Origin of the sequence: Lichenibacterium dinghuense (genome assembly GCF_021730615.1) — a bacterium.
GTDB lineage: Bacteria > Pseudomonadota > Alphaproteobacteria > Rhizobiales > Beijerinckiaceae > Lichenihabitans > Lichenihabitans dinghuensis.
Genome location: NZ_JAJLMN010000001.1, coordinates 813,529 through 827,481 on the forward strand (window position 1 = coordinate 813,529; position 13,953 = coordinate 827,481).

The following is a 13,953-nucleotide window of genomic DNA, read 5'->3' on the forward strand; positions in this document are numbered from 1 at the left end:
GGGTCGCGCCGATCAGGCGACGTCGGTCTCGGGCGAGGCCGTGTACTTGCCGAGCGAGGAGCCCTTGGCGTCCACGTCGCGGTCCACGAACTCGATCACGGCCATCGGGGCGTCGTCGCCGTACCGGAAGCCGGCCTTGAGCACGCGGGTGTAGCCGCCCTGGCGGTCCTTGTAGCGCGGGCCGATGACGTCGAAGAGCTTCTTGACGACGGCGGCCTGGCGGATCTCCGCCATGGCCATGCGGCGGGCGTGCAGGTCGCCGCGCTTGCCGAGCGTCACGAGCTTCTCGACCACGGGACGCAGGTCCTTGGCCTTCGGCAGCGTGGTCACGATCTGCTCGTGATGGATCAGGTTGGCGCACATGTTGGAGAACATGGCCTTGCGGTGCTCGGCGGTGCGGCCGAAGCGGCGCTTCTTGCGTCCGTGATACATGGATGGCTCCTCGGGTTGTTATGCGGCCGCCGTGCCAAGGGTCGGCCGCGCTCTTGACGGCAGGCCGTTAGGGCCCGCCCCGGTGCTCCTCCTTGGAGCACCGCATTCCAGACGGGCTGCCCGATCCGTCCGGATCGGGCCGCCAACGAAACTCAGTAGTGCTCTTCGAACCGCTTGGCGAGCTCGTCGATGTTCTCCGGCGGCCAGCCGGTGATCTCCATGCCGAGGTGCAGGCCCATCTGCGCCAGCACTTCCTTGATCTCGTTCAGCGACTTGCGGCCGAAGTTCGGGGTGCGGAGCATCTCGGCCTCCGACTTCTGGATGAGGTCGCCGATGTAGACGATGTTGTCGTTCTTCAGGCAGTTGGCCGAACGAACCGACAGCTCCAGCTCGTCCACCTTCTTGAGCAGGGCCGGGTTGAAGGCCAGCTCCGGGATCGAGGCGGACACCTCCTCGCGGCGGGGCTCCTCGAAGTTCACGAAAACGTTGAGCTGGTCCTGGAGGATCCTGGCCGAATACGCGACCGCGTCTTCCGGGGTGATGCCGCCGTTGGTCTCCACCGTCATGGTGAGCTTGTCGTAGTCGAGGATCTGGCCCGCGCGGGTGTTCTCGACGCGGTAGGACACCTTCTTGACCGGCGAATACAGGCTGTCGACCGGGATCAGGCCGATCGGCGCGTCCTCGTTGCGGTTGCGGTCGGCGGGGACGTAGCCCTTGCCGGTGTCGACCGTGAACTCCATGCGGATCTCGGCGCCCTCGTCGAGCGTGCAGATCACGAGATCGGGGTTCAGCACCGACACGTCGTTGACGACCTGGATGTCGCCGGCCTTGACCACGCCGGGGCCGGACTTCTTCAGCACCATGCGCTTCGGGCCCTCGCCCGACATCTTGATCGAGATGTCCTTGATGTTCAGGACGATGTCGGTCACGTCCTCGCGGACGCCGGGGATCGACGAGAATTCGTGCAGCACGCCGTCGATCTGCACGGCCGTGACGGCCGCGCCCTGCAGCGACGACAGCAGGATGCGGCGCAGGGCGTTGCCCATGGTGAGGCCGAACCCGCGCTCCAGGGGCTCGGCCACGACGACCGCGACGCGCTTCGGGTCGTCACCGAGTTGGACCTCGAGCTTGTTGGGCTTGATGAGATCCTGCCAGTTCTTCGAGATCACGGTGGTCATGGGCGTCTTTCCAGGCATTGTATCCCGCGTGGGCCGTCGGAAGGGCGGCGCGCCTCAGCGTGGGATTGGGCACCTTGGCGGAGCGGGGAGCTGAATCCCCGACTCGGCGAAGGCGCCCGGGAGGTCGGTTGCGCGCCGCGACGGCGGCGGAACGCGAGAAGGGGCCGCGCCCGGAGGCGCGGCCCTTCCCGATGGTCGTGTCGGACGGTCAGACGCGGCGGCGCTTGCGCGGGCGGCAGCCGTTGTGCGGGATCGGGGTCACGTCGCGGATCGAGGTCACGGTGAAACCCGCGGCCTGGATGGCGCGCAGCGCCGACTCACGCCCAGAGCCGGGGCCCGACACCTCGACCTCGAGCAGGCGCATGCCGTGCTCCTGCGCCTTGCGGGCGGCATCCTCGGCGGCCATCTGGGCCGCGTAGGGGGTCGACTTGCGCGAGCCCTTGAATCCCATGGTGCCGGCGGACGACCACGAGATGGTGTTGCCCTGCGCGTCCGTGATGGTGATCATCGTGTTGTTGAACGTCGAGTTCACGTGGGCGATGCCCGACGCGATGTTCTTGCGTTCACGACGGCGGACGCGGTTTGCCTCTTTTGCCATAATATCCTGTCCTGGTCCTTCAAGCGCGCCCGTGATGCCAGGCGCTCGGGAGAGTCTTCGATCGACCTCGGGTCAGGCCCGAGGACGGATCACTTCTTCTTGCCGGCGATCGGCTTCGCCTTGCCCTTGCGGGTGCGGGCGTTGGTGTGGGTGCGCTGGCCGCGGACGGGCAGCTGGCGGCGATGGCGCAGGCCGCGGTAGCAGCCGAGGTCCATCAGGCGCTTGATGTTGATCGAGTTCTCGCGGCGCAGGTCGCCCTCGACGAGGTAGTCGCGGTCGATCGTCTCGCGGATCTGCAGCACCTCGGCGTCCGAGAGCTGGGCCACGCGGCGCTCGGCCGGGATGGACACCTTCTCGCAGATCTCCTGGGCCTTCTGGCCGCCGATGCCGTGGATGTACTGGAGCGCGATCACCACGCGCTTGTTGGTCGGGATATTGACGCCAGCTATACGGGCCACGTGTGTTCTCCATGCGCCGGGGCACCGCCGTGCCGGATGACGCCATGTCAAAGGTTGCCGCCGAACGACCGAAGGCCGGGTCCCCGCGTGGGACGACCCGGCACGCAATGTCGAAGGGTTCGCGATGGTGGCCTTAGCGGCTCACCGCCGGGGCGTCAAGGAAGGATGACGCCCCGCCGTGCCTCAATGGGCCGGCGCGGCCAGCGCCGCGTCGATCGACTCGGCCACGGCCTCGATCGGCGCCATGCCGTCGATCGCCTTCAGGCGGTTCGACCCAGCGTAATAGCTCGACACCGGCGCGGTCTGCTCGTGGTAGGTGGCGAGCCGCTTGGAGACGACCTCGGGCGTGTCGTCCGGCCGAACCGTGCCGCCGGCCGCCCGCGTGTCGGCCGCGCGACGCTCGATGCGGTCGACCAGGACCTTGGGGTCGACCTCGAGTTCCAGCACGGCGTCGAGCTTGAGGCCGCGGTGTTCCAGGGCGAGGTCGAGCGCTTCGGCCTGCCCCACCGTGCGCGGGAAGCCGTCGAGGATGAAGCCCTTGGCGGCGTCCGGCTCCATGAAGCGCTCGGCGACGATGCCGACCACGATGGCGTCCGGCACGAGGCCGCCCTGCTCCATGATGGCCTTGGCCTTGAGCCCGACCGGCGTGCCGGCCTTGACGGCGGCGCGCAGCATGTCCCCCGTGGACAGCTGCGGTATGCCGTGCCGCTCCATGAGCCGCGCGGCCTGCGTTCCCTTTCCGGCGCCGGGTGGGCCCAGAAACACTATCCTCATCGCTTCTTCCCTCTGAGCCGCGACTTCTTGATCAGGCTCTCGTATTGTTGCGCCTGCAGATGGCCGTGGATCTGCGCGACCGTGTCCATGGTCACGCTCACCACGATCAGGAGCGACGTGCCGCCGAAGTAGAAGGGCAGCTGCGCGTAGGAGATCAGAAGCTCGGGCAGAAGGCAAATGATGGCGAGGTAGCCCGCACCCAGCACGGTGATGCGGGTGAGGATCGTGTCGATGTGCTGCGCGGTGCGCTCGCCGGGGCGCACGCCGGGCACGAAGCCGCCGTGCTTGCGGAGGTTGTCGGCCGTCTCGACCGGGTTGAACACCACGGCGGTGTAGAAGAAGGCGAAGAAGACGATCAGCGCGAGGTAGAGCAGGATGTAGGCCGGGCGGCCGTGGCCGAGGAAGCTCGTCACCGTGCCGAGCCAGCCGTTGGCGCCACCGTTCATCGTCGTGAAGTTCGCCACGGTCGTGGGCAGCAGCAACAGCGAGGAGGCGAAGATCGGCGGGATGACGCCGGAGGTGTTGAGCTTCAGCGGCAGGAACGAGGTCTGGCCCTCGAACATGCGGTTGCCGACCTGCCGCTTCGGGTAGGTGATGAGCACGCGCCGCTGCGCCCGCTCCATAAACACGATGAAGGCGATGGTGGCGATCGCCACGACGACCACGGCGAGGATGAAGACGGTCGAGATCGCCCCTTCGCGGCCGAGTTCCAGCGTGTGGCCGATGGCGGCCGGGAAGGCCGCGATGATGCCGGCGAAGATGATCAGCGACGAGCCGTTGCCGATGCCGCGCGAGGTGATCTGCTCGCCGAGCCACATCAGGAACATGGTGCCGCCCATCAGCGTGATGACGCAGCTCACGCGGAAGAAGAGCCCCGGCTCCGTGACGACGCCCGCCTGCCCTTCCAGCCCGACCGCGATGCCGTAGGCCTGAAAGGCCGCCAGGACGACTGTGAGGTAGCGGGTGTACTGGTTGATGACCTTGCGGCCGGACTCGCCCTCCTTCTTGAGGGTTTCGAGCGACGGCACGACCGAGGTCATCAGCTGGATGATGATCGAGGCCGAGATGTAGGGCATGATGTTCAGGGCGAAGATCGCCATGCGCTGGACAGCGCCGCCCGAGAACATGTTGAACAGCTCGAGCACGCCCTGCTTCTGGCCCGAGAAGTTCGCCTCGAAGGCCGCGGGGTCGATGCCGGGCAGCGGGATGTAGGTCCCGAGCCGGTAGATGATCAGGGCGCCCAGCGTGAACCAGATGCGCTTCTTGAGCTCCTCGGCCTTGCCGATCGAGGCGAAATTGATGTTCGCTGCGAGCTGTTCCGCTGCCGACGCCATACACCTGCTCCAAGGGACCGCCGCGGGACACCACGGCGACCGTGCCGTTCCTTAGCGCGCGCCACGCCTGCACGCCAGATTGAAAGCCGACCGTGGCGGTGCCAAGGCCGATGACCGGCCGCGCGCCGCGCGGCCGCCGACATGAAAACAGGGCGGTCGGCTTCCGCCGCCGCCCTGCCGATGTTCGAGCCGAGCCGTCGAGGCTCAGGCGGCCTCTTCGGCCTTGACCTTGGGCTCGCGCAGCACCTTCACGGAGCCGCCCGCCGCCTCGATGGCCGAGATGGCGGACTTCGACGCCAGGGCGGCCTCGATCTGCACCGCGGCCGTGATCTCGCCGGCGCCGAGGATCTTCACGCCGTCGCGCGCCTTGGTGCACAGGCCGGCGTCCACCAGCGTCTCGATCGTGATCGGGCCAGCCTGCAGCTTGCCCTCGTCGATCGCCTTCTGGATGCGGCCGACGTTGATCTCGTTGTAGTCGAGGCGGAAGATGTTGGTGAAGCCGCGCTTCGGCAGGCGACGATGCAGCGGCATCTGACCGCCCTCGAAGCCCTTGATGCGCACGCCGGTGCGGGCCTTCTGGCCCTTCACGCCGCGGCCGCCGGTCTTGCCCTTGCCGGAGCCGATGCCGCGCCCGACGCGCATGCGCGACTTGGACGAGCCCTCGTTGTCCCTGATCTCGTTGAGCTTCATCTCGCCCTCCTCACTCGCCGTCGACGACGCGGACGAGGTGGGCGACGCTCGCCACCATGCCGCGGGTCGAGGGGTTGTCGATCAGCGACGAGCGGCGGCCGATCTTGTTGAGGCCGAGGGCCACCAGCGTCTGGCGCTGGGTGGCCGGGCGGCCGATGGGGCTCTTCGTCTGCTCGACGACGAACCGCGTCTGGGTCTGGGAGTCCATCGCTGTCCCCCTCAGGCTTCGACGGCGTCGGCGTCCACGCCCTGGCGGCGGGACTGCAGGGTGGACACCTTGATGTTGCGGCGCGCCGCGACCTGGCGGGGCGAATCCTCGTGGATCAGCGCGTCGAAGGTGGCGCGGACCATGTTGTAGGGGTTCGACGAGCCCTGGCTCTTGGCGACGACGTCGTGGACGCCGAGCGTCTCGAACACGGCGCGCATCGGGCCGCCGGCGATGATGCCGGTGCCGGCCGGGGCGGCGCGCAGGATGACGCGGCCGGCGCCGTGGCGGCCGTTCACGTCGTGGTGCAGCGTCCGGCCCTCGCGCAGCGGCACGCGGATCATGCCGCGCTTGGCGGATTCCGTGGCCTTGCGGATGGCTTCCGGCACTTCGCGCGCCTTGCCGTGGCCGTAGCCGACGCGGCCCTTCTGGTCGCCGACGACGACGAGCGCCGCGAAGCCGAAGCGCCGGCCGCCCTTCACCACCTTGGCGACGCGGTTGATGTGGACCAGCTTGTCCACGAATTCGTTGTCGCGATCCTCGCGGTCGCGCTCTCTTTCACGAGCCATCTTGTCGTCCGTCACTGGCGCGGCGGCCCGGGATGGGCCCTGCCGCTCGCTGGGATGGGAGCCCCCGCGGGATGAGCGAAGGCGCGGGGACGCGGCCGAAACCGCCCCGCGCCGGGCCACCCCTGCATGGGAACGGGCCGACCTGTATCCGACGCTCCCGTCGAAGACAAGCCGGCCCGCTGAACTTGTGGGACTGAGGCGAACCCCGATCAGAACTTCAGGCCACCCTCGCGGGCGCCCTCGGCAAGCGCCTTGACGCGGCCGTGGTACATGTAGGAGCCGCGGTCGAACACGACCTCGGTCACGCCGGCCTCGAGGGCGCGCTGGGCGACCAGCTTGCCGATCTGCTCGGCGGCGGCCTTGTCGGCTCCCGTCTTGAGCCCCTCGCGGTTCGACTTCTCGACCGTCGAGGCCGAGGCCACGGTCACGCCGCGGGCGTCGTCGATCACCTGCGCGTAGATCTGCTTGGAAGACCGGAAGACCGAAAGGCGGGGACGGCCGCCGGCATTCTTGCGAATGGCCAGGCGGACGCGAGCCTTGCGGCGGTCGGAAAGATCGCTCTTGCTCATCGCCCTTACTTCTTCTTGCCTTCCTTGCGGAAGATGAACTCGCCCGCGTACTTCACGCCCTTGCCCTTGTAGGGCTCCGGCGGACGGTAGGCGCGGATCTCGGAAGCCACCTGGCCGACTTCGCGCTTGTCGATGCCGGACACGACCAGCTCGGTCGGCTTGGTGGCCTTGATGTCGATGCCGTCCGGGATCGGATAGTCGACGTCGTGGCTGTAGCCGAGCGACAGGACGAGCTTCTTGCCCTGGACGGCGGCCTTGTAGCCGACGCCCGTGATCTCGAGGCGCTTCTCGAAGCCGGCGGAGACGCCGGTCACGAGGTTGTTGATCATGGCGCGCGACGTGCCCCACATCGCCTGGGCGCGCTTGCTTTCCGAGCGCGGGTTCACCGCGATCTCGTTGTCGTTCAGCGCCACGTCGCAGTCATCCGGGACGGTGAAGGACAGAGTGCCCTTCGCGCCCTTGATGTCGACCTTCTGGCCCTGAACCGTCGCGGTCACGCCCTTGGGGAGCACGACCGGCTTCTTACCGACCCTGGACATCGTTCATTCCCTCATGGCTCAGGTCAGAAGACCTTGCACAGGACCTCGCCGCCGACGTTGTTCTCGCGCGCGGCGTGGTCAGCCATGACGCCCTTGGGCGTCGACACGATCGTGAGGCCCAGGCCGTTGGCGACGCGCGGCAGCGCATCGACGGCCGCGTAGACGCGGCGGCCCGGACGGGACACGCGCTCGATCATCTTGATGACCGGCGCGTTGTCGAAATACTTCAGCTCGATGTCGAACTCGGTGCGGCCGTTGCCGTGGTCCGTCGTCGAGTAGCCGCGGATGAAGCCTTCCTGCTCCAGCACGTCGAGCACGTTGGCGCGCAGGCGCGAGCCCGGCGTCGACACCTTGCCCTTGCGGCGGAGCTGGGCGTTGCGGATGCGGGTGAGCATGTCACCCAGGGGATCGTTCACGGACATGGTTCGCCTCCCCTCACCAGCTCGACTTGACCAAGCCCGGGATCAGGCCCTTGTTGCCCAGCTCGCGGAGCGCGATGCGGGACATCTTCATCTTGCGGTACACCGAGCGCGAGCGGCCCGACACTTCGCAACGGTTGCGGATGCGCGCCGCGGCCGAGTTGCGGGGCAGCTCGGAGAGCTTCAGCCGCGCCTCGAAGCGCTCTTCCATCGGCAGGTTGGCGTCGTCGGCGATGCCCTTCAGCTTCGCCCGCTTCGCCGCATATTGCTTCACCAGCGAGCGCCGGTGTTCGTTCTTCTCGACAGAACTCTTCTTAGCCATTGAGTCGTCCTCTCTCCGCGTCTGAAGCCGTGCTGCATGCACGGGGGAAGGAAGAACCTTCCCCGCTGACCTCACTGCCGGAACGGGAAATTGAAAGCCTTGAGGAGCGCGCGCGCCTCGTCGTCGGTCTTCGCCGTGGTGCAGACGATGATGTCCATGCCGAGCATCGTCTCGGCCTTGTCATAGTCGATCTCGGGGAAGATGATGTGCTCCTTGATGCCCATGGCGAAGTTGCCGCGGCCGTCGAAGGACTTCGGGCTCAGGCCGCGGAAGTCGCGGATGCGCGGCAGCGCCACCGTGACCAGGCGGTCCAGGAACTCGTACATGCGGATGTCGCGCAGCGTCACCTTGGCGCCGAGCGGCATCCCCTCGCGCACCTTGAAGGTCGAGATGGCGTTGCGCGCGTGGGTGATCACGGGCTTCTGGCCGGCGATCAGCGACAGGTCGGCGGCGGCGCTCGTCACCTTCTTGGTGTCGTTGACGGCCTCGCCCACGCCCATGTTGAGCACGATCTTGTCGAGGCGCGGCACGGCGAGCTGGTTCTTGTACCCGAACTGCTCCGTCATCGCCTGACGGATGGTGTCGCGGTACACCTGCTTCATGCGCGGCACGTAGCCGGCGGGGAGGGCCGGCGAGGCCTCCATGTTGATGTCGGAGCCCGCCTTGCGGTTCTCCTTGCCCTTGGCGGCCTTCTTGCCGCCGGCGGCCTGAGCCTCAGCCATCGATCTGATCTCCCGAACCCTTGGCCACGCGCACCTTGCGGCCGTCCTCGAGCACCTTGAAGCCCACGCGGACCGGCTTGCCGGTCGTCGGGTGCTGCAGGGCGAGGTTCGACAGGTGGATCGTCGCTTCCTTGGTGATGATGCCGCCTTCCTGGCGCTGGCTCTGCGCCTGGTGGCGCTTGACGAGGTTGACGCCGCGCACGATGGCGCGCTCGTCCTTCGGCATGACCTGGAGCACCTCGCCGGTGTTGCCGCGGTCGCGGCCGGTCAGCACGACGACCTTGTCGCCCTTCTTGATCTTGGCGGCCATCACAGCACCTCCGGGGCCAGCGAGATGATCTTCATGTGGTTCTTGGCGCGCAGCTCGCGCGGCACCGGCCCGAAGATGCGGGTGCCGACCGGCTCGGACTGGTTGTTCACGATCACCGCCGCGTTGGTGTCGAAGCGGATCACGGTGCCGTCGGCGCGCTTGATGTCCTTGGCGGTGCGGACCACCACGGCCTTCATCACGTCGCCCTTCTTCACGCGGCCGCGCGGGATGGCTTCCTTGATGGACACGACGATGATGTCGCCCACGCCGGCGTACTTCCGCTTGGAGCCGCCGATGACCTTGATGCACATGACCCGGCGGGCGCCGGAATTGTCTGCGACATCGAGGTTAGTCTGCATCTGAATCATGGATATGACTTCCTGTCAGAACGGTTTCCGGCCCGTGGCGCCCGACCCGGACGGATCGGCCGCGGTTTAAAGGCGGCGCGTCGGGGAACGACGCGCTGGAGCCGGACTGCGCCTGGCGGGGATGGGGAACAGCAAGCCCCCTGCCCCGGATCGACCTCAGGCCGAGGCTTCGGCCGCGGGGGCCTTCGCGGCGTCCGCCCCGAGGACGGTCCAGCGCTTCAGCTTGGAGATCGGCCGCGTCTCCTCGATGGAGACGATGTCCCCCACCTTGAAGGCGCGGGCCTCGTCGTGCGCGTGGTAGTTCTTGGAGCGGCGCACGGTCTTCTTGAGCAGCGGATGGGTGAAGCGGCGCTCCACCTTCACCACCACGGTCTTCTCCTGCTTGTCGCTGACGACCACGCCCTGGAGGATACGCTTCGGCATCTTCGGTCTCTCACCCGTTCGCTGCGGCGCGCTTCATCGCCGCCAGGGTCTTGGCCCGGGCGATGTCGCGACGGACCACGCGGACCGTGGCTGTGTTCTCCAGCTGGCCGGTGGCGCGCCGGAAGCGCAGGTTGAACTGTTCGCGCTTCAAGCGAAGCACTTCGTCGTTGAGCTGATCGTCCGACATGACCCAGAGGTCGGACAGGCGCTGCTTGGTCTTCATGGTGTCCGCCCTCACTCGGCGATGCGTTCGACGAAGCGCGTCTTGATCGGCAGCTTCGCGGCGGCGAGGCGGAGCGCCTCCTTGGCGAGGTCGACCGGCACGCCGTCGAGCTCGAACATGATGCGGCCGGGATGCACGCGGGCCGCCCAGAACTCAGGGGCGCCCTTGCCCTTGCCCATGCGGACCTCGGTCGGCTTCTTCGACACAGGCACGTCCGGGAAGATGCGGATCCACACGCGGCCGGCGCGCTTCATGTGGCGTGTGAGGGCGCGGCGGGCGGCCTCGATCTGGCGGGCGGTGACGCGCTCCGGCTCCATCGCCTTCAGGCCGTACTGGCCGAAGTTGAGCTCGAAGCCGCCCTTGGCTTCGCCGCTGATCCGGCCCTTGAAGGCCTTGCGGAAGCGGGTTCGCTTGGGTTGCAACATGGAAAGGGGTCCTGAAAGTCGGTCGGAGCACGTCCGGACCGCTCGGAAGCCCCTTTCAGGGCCTTCGAGGTCGGTCGATGGGTCTTGCTATTTCATGCCGGAGCACGTCACGCAACCGTCAACGTGCGCCGAAGACGCGGGTCTCCCCTGCGGGAGCCCGCGCCCGGATTGCTGTCAGACCGTTCAGGCCCGCTCGCGCCGGCGGTCACGGTCGCGATCGCGGCCGCCACGGTCGTCGTCACGACGGCGACGCTCGCCACCCGGAGCGTGCTCCTGGTTCTGGGCGCGCTTGTCCTGCGCCATCGGATCGTGCTCGAGGATCTCGCCCTTGAAGATCCACACCTTGATGCCGCAGGTGCCGTAGGCCGTGTTGGCCGTGGCGACGCCGTAGTCCACGTCGGCGCGCAGCGTGTGCAGCGGCACGCGGCCCTCGCGGTACCACTCCTGGCGGGCGATCTCGGCGCCGCCGAGGCGGCCGGCGCAGTTGATGCGGATGCCCTCGGCGCCGAGGCGCATCGCCGACTGCACGGCGCGCTTCATGGCGCGGCGGAAGGCGACGCGGCGCTCGAGCTGCTGCGCGATGGAATCGGCCACCAGGGTGGCGTCGATCTCGGGCTTGCGCACCTCGACGATGTTGATGACCACCTCGGAGGTGGTGATCTTCGACACCATCTTGCGCAGCTTGTCGATGTCGGCGCCCTTCTTGCCGATCACCACGCCCGGACGCGCCGAGTGGATGGTGACGCGGCACTTCCGGTGCGGACGCTCGATGACGATCTTGGAGATCGCCGCCTGCTTCAGCGCCGCCATGAGGACCTCGCGGATCTTCATGTCCTCGTGGAGCAGCTTGCCGTATTCGCCCTTGTTGGCGAACCAGCGCGAATCCCAGGTGCGGTTGATGCCGAGCCGCAGCCCGATCGGATTGACCTTCTGACCCATGGCTAAATCCTTCAGGCCGCCGGCTGGACTTCGCGGACGACGATCGTGAGGTTCGAGAAGGGCTTCTCGATGCGGCCGGCCCGGCCGCGGGCGCGGGGGCTGAAGCGCTTCATGACCATCGCCTTGCCGACGTAGGCCTCGGACACGATCAGGTCGTCGACGTCGAGCTCGTGGTTGTTCTCGGCGTTGGCGATGGCGGACTCCAGCGCCTTCTTGACCTCGTGGGAGATCCGCTTGCGGGAGAATTCGAGGTCGGCGAGGGCCGTCTCGACCTTCTTGCCGCGGATGAGCTGAGCCAGCAGGTTCAGCTTCTGCGGGGACACGCGCAGCATGCGCGCGACGCACTTCGCCTCGTTCTCGGGGAGCGCGCGGGGCTTAGCCTGCTTGCTCATCGGATCACCTCTTGGACTTCTTGTCCGCGGCGTGGCCGTGGAACGTGCGGGTGGGCGAGAACTCGCCGAACTTGTGGCCGATCATGTCCTCGGTGACGGTCACCGGGACGTGCTTGTGGCCGTTGTGGACGCCGAAGGTCAGCCCCACGAACTGCGGCAGGATGGTGGAGCGGCGGCTCCACATCTTGATGACTTCGGAGCGGCCGCCCGAGCGCACGGTGTCTGCCTTCTTGAGCAGGTAACCGTCGACGAAGGGACCCTTCCAGATCGAACGTGACATGGATAGCCCTCACTTCTTCCGGGCGTGGCGGGAGGCGACGATGAACTTGCCCGTCGTCTTGTTGGTGCGCGTCTTCTTGCCCTTGGTGGGCTTGCCCCACGGGGTCACCGGGTGACGGCCGCCCGAGGTGCGGCCCTCACCGCCGCCGTGCGGATGGTCGACCGGGTTCATGGTCACGCCGCGGTTGTGCGGGCGCCGGCCGAGCCAGCGGCGGCGGCCCGCCTTGCCGTAGGAGATGTTCATGTGGTCGGGGTTCGACACCGAGCCGACGGTGGCGAAGCACTGGCCGTTGATCAGGCGCTGCTCGCCCGACGACAGACGCAGCGACACGTAGCCCGCGTCGCGGCCGACGATCTGCGCGTAGGAGCCGGCCGAGCGGGCAATGGCGCCGCCCTTGCCGATCTTCATCTCGATGTTGTGCACGATCGTGCCCACCGGGATCGCGGCCAGCGGCATGGCGTTGCCGGGCTTCACGTCCGCCTGGGCGCTCGACACCACCTCGTCGCCGACGCCGAGCTTCTGCGGCGCGATGATGTAGCGGGCCTCGCCGTCGGCGTAGCGCACCAGAGCGATGAAGGAGGTGCGGTTCGGGTCGTACTCGACCCGCTCCACCTTCGCCGGCTGGTCGAGCTTGCGGCGCTTGAAGTCGATGATGCGGTAGGTCTGCTTGTGACCGCCGCCCCGGAACCGCACGGTGATGCGGCCGGTGTTCGAGCGGCCGCCCGACTTGGACAGGCCCTCGGTGAGGGTCTTCAGCGGCTTGCCCTTCCAGAGGCCGCTGCGGTCGACGATCACGAGCTGGCGAAGGCTCGGCGTGACCGGCTTGAATGTCTTCAGTGCCATGGCACTTCTATCCTTATGCCTGCGCTCAGAGACCCGTGGTGACGTCGATCTTGTGGCCGGCCGCGAGGGTCACGACGGCCTTCTTGAGGTCGGCCTGGCGACCGCGGACGCCGCGGAACGTCTTGGCCTTGCCCTTGCGGATCAGCGTGTTGACTGCCTCGACCTTGACGTCGAAGAGCTGCTCCACGGCGGCCTTGATCTGCGGCTTCGTCGCGGTCTTGGCGACCTTGAAGACGACCTGGTTGTAGTCGGTCGCGGCGGTGGCCTTCTCGGTGATGACCGGCGACAGGATCACGTCGTAGTGGCGGGGGTCCTGGCTCATTTGAATCGCAGCTCCAGCGCGTCCACCGCAGCCTTGGTCAGGACCAGCTTGTTGCGACGCAGAATGTCGTAGACGTTGATCCCCCGCACCGGCAGCACGTCGATCAGCGGGATGTTGCGGGCCGCGCGGGCGAAGTTCTCCTCGACGGCGGCGCCGTCGATGATCAGCGCGCTCGTCAGGCCGGCGGTGGCGAACTTCTCCTTGAGGAGCTTCGTCTTGTGCTCGGCCGCGGAGGCGGCGTTCCACACGACCAGGTCGCCTTCCGCCGCCTTGGAGGACAGCGCGTGGCGCAGCGCCAGGGCGCGCACCTTCTTCGGCAGATCGTGGGCGTGCGAGCGCACCACGGGGCCGAAGGCGCGACCGCCGCCGCGGAACTGCGGCACGCGGGCTGAGCCGTGGCGGGCCGAGCCAGTGCCCTTCTGCTTGTAGAGCTTCTTGCCCGTGCGGGCGATCTCGGCGCGGCCCTTGGTCTTGTGCGTGCCGGCGCGCCGCTTGGCGAGCTGGTAGCGCACCATGCGGGCGATGATGTCCTGGCGCGGCTCCAGGCCGAAGATGGTGTCGTCGAGCTCGACCGAGCCGTCGGTCTGGCCGTCGAGGGAGGTGATGTCGATCTTCATGG

The 13,953-nt window shown here is 67.7% G+C and carries 25 protein-coding genes; all 25 read right to left on the reverse strand.

Annotated features, from left to right (window positions below; translation table 11 throughout):
• Positions 1-12: 12 nt before the first annotated feature.
• The 25 genes from rplQ to rplD all read right to left on the reverse strand — a co-directional run bounded on the left by rplQ (position 13) and on the right by rplD (position 13,951).
• The gene (gene rplQ / locus L7N97_RS03840; RefSeq protein ID WP_237477047.1) at positions 13-432 is read right to left on the reverse strand and encodes a 50S ribosomal protein L17; all 420 of its coding nucleotides are present in this window, start codon (positions 430-432) and stop codon (positions 13-15) included.
• A 152-nt stretch (positions 433-584) separates the two neighbouring features.
• The gene (locus tag L7N97_RS03845; protein ID WP_237477048.1) at positions 585-1,610 is read right to left on the reverse strand and encodes a DNA-directed RNA polymerase subunit alpha; all 1,026 of its coding nucleotides are present in this window, start codon (positions 1,608-1,610) and stop codon (positions 585-587) included.
• A 208-nt stretch (positions 1,611-1,818) separates the two neighbouring features.
• The gene (gene rpsK, locus L7N97_RS03850; protein ID WP_237477049.1) at positions 1,819-2,208 is read right to left on the reverse strand and encodes a 30S ribosomal protein S11; all 390 of its coding nucleotides are present in this window, start codon (positions 2,206-2,208) and stop codon (positions 1,819-1,821) included.
• An 89-nt stretch (positions 2,209-2,297) separates the two neighbouring features.
• Positions 2,298-2,666, reverse strand: coding sequence for a 30S ribosomal protein S13 (gene rpsM / locus L7N97_RS03855; protein WP_129222677.1), 369 nt, complete (start codon positions 2,664-2,666; stop codon positions 2,298-2,300).
• A gap of 183 nt (positions 2,667-2,849) precedes the next feature.
• The gene (locus L7N97_RS03860) at positions 2,850-3,440 is read right to left on the reverse strand and encodes an adenylate kinase (RefSeq protein ID WP_237477050.1); all 591 of its coding nucleotides are present in this window, start codon (positions 3,438-3,440) and stop codon (positions 2,850-2,852) included.
• Positions 3,437-4,774, reverse strand: a complete 1,338-nt coding sequence (gene secY, locus L7N97_RS03865; protein WP_237477051.1) for a preprotein translocase subunit SecY — start codon at positions 4,772-4,774, stop codon at positions 3,437-3,439. The genes L7N97_RS03860 and secY overlap by 4 nt, the downstream gene beginning before the upstream one ends.
• 204 nt (positions 4,775-4,978) lie before the next feature.
• On the reverse strand, positions 4,979-5,464 hold the full coding sequence (gene rplO / locus L7N97_RS03870) for a 50S ribosomal protein L15 (protein ID WP_237477052.1): 486 nt from the start codon (positions 5,462-5,464) through the stop codon (positions 4,979-4,981).
• A 10-nt stretch (positions 5,465-5,474) separates the two neighbouring features.
• Positions 5,475-5,672: a 50S ribosomal protein L30 gene (gene rpmD / locus L7N97_RS03875; protein ID WP_237477053.1), complete on the reverse strand. Its 198-nt coding sequence runs from the start codon at positions 5,670-5,672 to the stop codon at positions 5,475-5,477.
• A gap of 11 nt (positions 5,673-5,683) precedes the next feature.
• Positions 5,684-6,238, reverse strand: coding sequence for a 30S ribosomal protein S5 (rpsE, locus tag L7N97_RS03880; RefSeq protein WP_237477054.1), 555 nt, complete (start codon positions 6,236-6,238; stop codon positions 5,684-5,686).
• A 209-nt stretch (positions 6,239-6,447) separates the two neighbouring features.
• The gene (rplR, locus tag L7N97_RS03885; RefSeq protein ID WP_237477055.1) at positions 6,448-6,807 is read right to left on the reverse strand and encodes a 50S ribosomal protein L18; all 360 of its coding nucleotides are present in this window, start codon (positions 6,805-6,807) and stop codon (positions 6,448-6,450) included.
• Positions 6,808-6,812: 5 nt separating this feature from the next.
• Entirely contained in the window at positions 6,813-7,346 is a 534-nt protein-coding gene (gene rplF / locus L7N97_RS03890; protein WP_237477056.1) for a 50S ribosomal protein L6, read from the reverse strand.
• A gap of 23 nt (positions 7,347-7,369) precedes the next feature.
• Positions 7,370-7,768, reverse strand: a complete 399-nt coding sequence (gene rpsH / locus L7N97_RS03895; RefSeq protein ID WP_237477057.1) for a 30S ribosomal protein S8 — start codon at positions 7,766-7,768, stop codon at positions 7,370-7,372.
• Positions 7,769-7,781: 13 nt separating this feature from the next.
• Complete coding sequence (gene rpsN, locus L7N97_RS03900) at positions 7,782-8,087, reverse strand: 30S ribosomal protein S14 (RefSeq protein WP_129222686.1); 306 nt, start codon at positions 8,085-8,087, stop codon at positions 7,782-7,784.
• Positions 8,088-8,158: 71 nt separating this feature from the next.
• Positions 8,159-8,731 (reverse strand): 50S ribosomal protein L5, encoded by a 573-nt coding sequence (rplE, locus tag L7N97_RS03905; RefSeq protein ID WP_237482030.1) that lies wholly within the window; start codon positions 8,729-8,731, stop codon positions 8,159-8,161.
• Positions 8,732-8,801: 70 nt separating this feature from the next.
• Positions 8,802-9,119 carry a 50S ribosomal protein L24 gene (gene rplX, locus L7N97_RS03910; RefSeq protein WP_129222687.1) on the reverse strand — a complete coding sequence of 106 codons (318 nt, stop codon included), beginning with the start codon at positions 9,117-9,119 and terminating at the stop codon, positions 8,802-8,804.
• A complete protein-coding gene (rplN, locus tag L7N97_RS03915; RefSeq protein WP_237477058.1) occupies positions 9,119-9,487 on the reverse strand; it encodes a 50S ribosomal protein L14 in 369 nt (122 codons plus the stop codon). The genes rplX and rplN overlap by 1 nt, the downstream gene beginning before the upstream one ends.
• 156 nt (positions 9,488-9,643) lie before the next feature.
• Entirely contained in the window at positions 9,644-9,910 is a 267-nt protein-coding gene (gene rpsQ / locus L7N97_RS03920; RefSeq protein WP_237477059.1) for a 30S ribosomal protein S17, read from the reverse strand.
• Between the two features lie 10 nt (positions 9,911-9,920).
• The gene (rpmC, locus tag L7N97_RS03925) at positions 9,921-10,133 is read right to left on the reverse strand and encodes a 50S ribosomal protein L29 (RefSeq protein ID WP_237477060.1); all 213 of its coding nucleotides are present in this window, start codon (positions 10,131-10,133) and stop codon (positions 9,921-9,923) included.
• 11 nt (positions 10,134-10,144) lie between these two features.
• Positions 10,145-10,558: a 50S ribosomal protein L16 gene (gene rplP, locus L7N97_RS03930; protein ID WP_129222691.1), complete on the reverse strand. Its 414-nt coding sequence runs from the start codon at positions 10,556-10,558 to the stop codon at positions 10,145-10,147.
• A gap of 183 nt (positions 10,559-10,741) precedes the next feature.
• Positions 10,742-11,497: a 30S ribosomal protein S3 gene (gene rpsC, locus L7N97_RS03935; protein WP_237477061.1), complete on the reverse strand. Its 756-nt coding sequence runs from the start codon at positions 11,495-11,497 to the stop codon at positions 10,742-10,744.
• A gap of 11 nt (positions 11,498-11,508) precedes the next feature.
• Positions 11,509-11,889 (reverse strand): 50S ribosomal protein L22, encoded by a 381-nt coding sequence (rplV, locus tag L7N97_RS03940; RefSeq protein WP_237477062.1) that lies wholly within the window; start codon positions 11,887-11,889, stop codon positions 11,509-11,511.
• Positions 11,890-11,893: 4 nt separating this feature from the next.
• Positions 11,894-12,169 (reverse strand): 30S ribosomal protein S19, encoded by a 276-nt coding sequence (gene rpsS / locus L7N97_RS03945; RefSeq protein ID WP_129222694.1) that lies wholly within the window; start codon positions 12,167-12,169, stop codon positions 11,894-11,896.
• A gap of 9 nt (positions 12,170-12,178) precedes the next feature.
• The gene (gene rplB / locus L7N97_RS03950; protein ID WP_237477063.1) at positions 12,179-13,012 is read right to left on the reverse strand and encodes a 50S ribosomal protein L2; all 834 of its coding nucleotides are present in this window, start codon (positions 13,010-13,012) and stop codon (positions 12,179-12,181) included.
• Positions 13,013-13,037: 25 nt separating this feature from the next.
• Positions 13,038-13,334 carry a 50S ribosomal protein L23 gene (locus tag L7N97_RS03955; protein ID WP_237477064.1) on the reverse strand — a complete coding sequence of 99 codons (297 nt, stop codon included), beginning with the start codon at positions 13,332-13,334 and terminating at the stop codon, positions 13,038-13,040.
• The gene (gene rplD / locus L7N97_RS03960; protein ID WP_237477065.1) at positions 13,331-13,951 is read right to left on the reverse strand and encodes a 50S ribosomal protein L4; all 621 of its coding nucleotides are present in this window, start codon (positions 13,949-13,951) and stop codon (positions 13,331-13,333) included. The genes L7N97_RS03955 and rplD overlap by 4 nt, the downstream gene beginning before the upstream one ends.
• Between the last annotated feature and the right edge of the window lie 2 nt (positions 13,952-13,953).

Excerpts from the sequence above, each read along its gene's own strand:
- rplO (WP_237477052.1), bottom strand. The coding sequence starts at position 5,464 with ATGAAGCTCAACGAGATCAGGGACAACGAGGGCTCGTCCAAGTCGCGC.
- rpsE (WP_237477054.1), bottom strand. The coding sequence starts at position 6,238 with ATGGCTCGTGAAAGAGAGCGCGACCGCGAGGATCGCGACAACGAATTC.
- rplP (WP_129222691.1), bottom strand. The coding sequence starts at position 10,558 with ATGTTGCAACCCAAGCGAACCCGCTTCCGCAAGGCCTTCAAGGGCCGG.
- L7N97_RS03860 (WP_237477050.1), bottom strand. The coding sequence starts at position 3,440 with ATGAGGATAGTGTTTCTGGGCCCACCCGGCGCCGGAAAGGGAACGCAG.
- rpsC (WP_237477061.1), bottom strand. The coding sequence starts at position 11,497 with ATGGGTCAGAAGGTCAATCCGATCGGGCTGCGGCTCGGCATCAACCGC.
- rplV (WP_237477062.1), bottom strand. The coding sequence starts at position 11,889 with ATGAGCAAGCAGGCTAAGCCCCGCGCGCTCCCCGAGAACGAGGCGAAG.
- L7N97_RS03955 (WP_237477064.1), bottom strand. The coding sequence starts at position 13,334 with ATGAGCCAGGACCCCCGCCACTACGACGTGATCCTGTCGCCGGTCATC.
- rplR (WP_237477055.1), bottom strand. The coding sequence starts at position 6,807 with ATGAGCAAGAGCGATCTTTCCGACCGCCGCAAGGCTCGCGTCCGCCTG.
- rpsN (WP_129222686.1), bottom strand. The coding sequence starts at position 8,087 with ATGGCTAAGAAGAGTTCTGTCGAGAAGAACGAACACCGGCGCTCGCTG.
- rpmC (WP_237477060.1), bottom strand. The coding sequence starts at position 10,133 with ATGAAGACCAAGCAGCGCCTGTCCGACCTCTGGGTCATGTCGGACGAT.
- rplQ (WP_237477047.1), bottom strand. The coding sequence starts at position 432 with ATGTATCACGGACGCAAGAAGCGCCGCTTCGGCCGCACCGCCGAGCAC.
- L7N97_RS03845 (WP_237477048.1), bottom strand. The coding sequence starts at position 1,610 with ATGACCACCGTGATCTCGAAGAACTGGCAGGATCTCATCAAGCCCAAC.
- rplB (WP_237477063.1), bottom strand. The coding sequence starts at position 13,012 with ATGGCACTGAAGACATTCAAGCCGGTCACGCCGAGCCTTCGCCAGCTC.
- rplX (WP_129222687.1), bottom strand. The coding sequence starts at position 9,119 with ATGGCCGCCAAGATCAAGAAGGGCGACAAGGTCGTCGTGCTGACCGGC.
- rpsS (WP_129222694.1), bottom strand. The coding sequence starts at position 12,169 with ATGTCACGTTCGATCTGGAAGGGTCCCTTCGTCGACGGTTACCTGCTC.
- rplN (WP_237477058.1), bottom strand. The coding sequence starts at position 9,487 with ATGATTCAGATGCAGACTAACCTCGATGTCGCAGACAATTCCGGCGCC.
- rpsK (WP_237477049.1), bottom strand. The coding sequence starts at position 2,208 with ATGGCAAAAGAGGCAAACCGCGTCCGCCGTCGTGAACGCAAGAACATC.
- rplD (WP_237477065.1), bottom strand. The coding sequence starts at position 13,951 with ATGAAGATCGACATCACCTCCCTCGACGGCCAGACCGACGGCTCGGTC.
- secY (WP_237477051.1), bottom strand. The coding sequence starts at position 4,774 with ATGGCGTCGGCAGCGGAACAGCTCGCAGCGAACATCAATTTCGCCTCG.
- rpmD (WP_237477053.1), bottom strand. The coding sequence starts at position 5,672 with ATGGACTCCCAGACCCAGACGCGGTTCGTCGTCGAGCAGACGAAGAGC.
- rpsQ (WP_237477059.1), bottom strand. The coding sequence starts at position 9,910 with ATGCCGAAGCGTATCCTCCAGGGCGTGGTCGTCAGCGACAAGCAGGAG.
- rplF (WP_237477056.1), bottom strand. The coding sequence starts at position 7,346 with ATGTCCAGGGTCGGTAAGAAGCCGGTCGTGCTCCCCAAGGGCGTGACC.
- rplE (WP_237482030.1), bottom strand. The coding sequence starts at position 8,731 with ATGGAGGCCTCGCCGGCCCTCCCCGCCGGCTACGTGCCGCGCATGAAG.
- rpsH (WP_237477057.1), bottom strand. The coding sequence starts at position 7,768 with ATGTCCGTGAACGATCCCCTGGGTGACATGCTCACCCGCATCCGCAAC.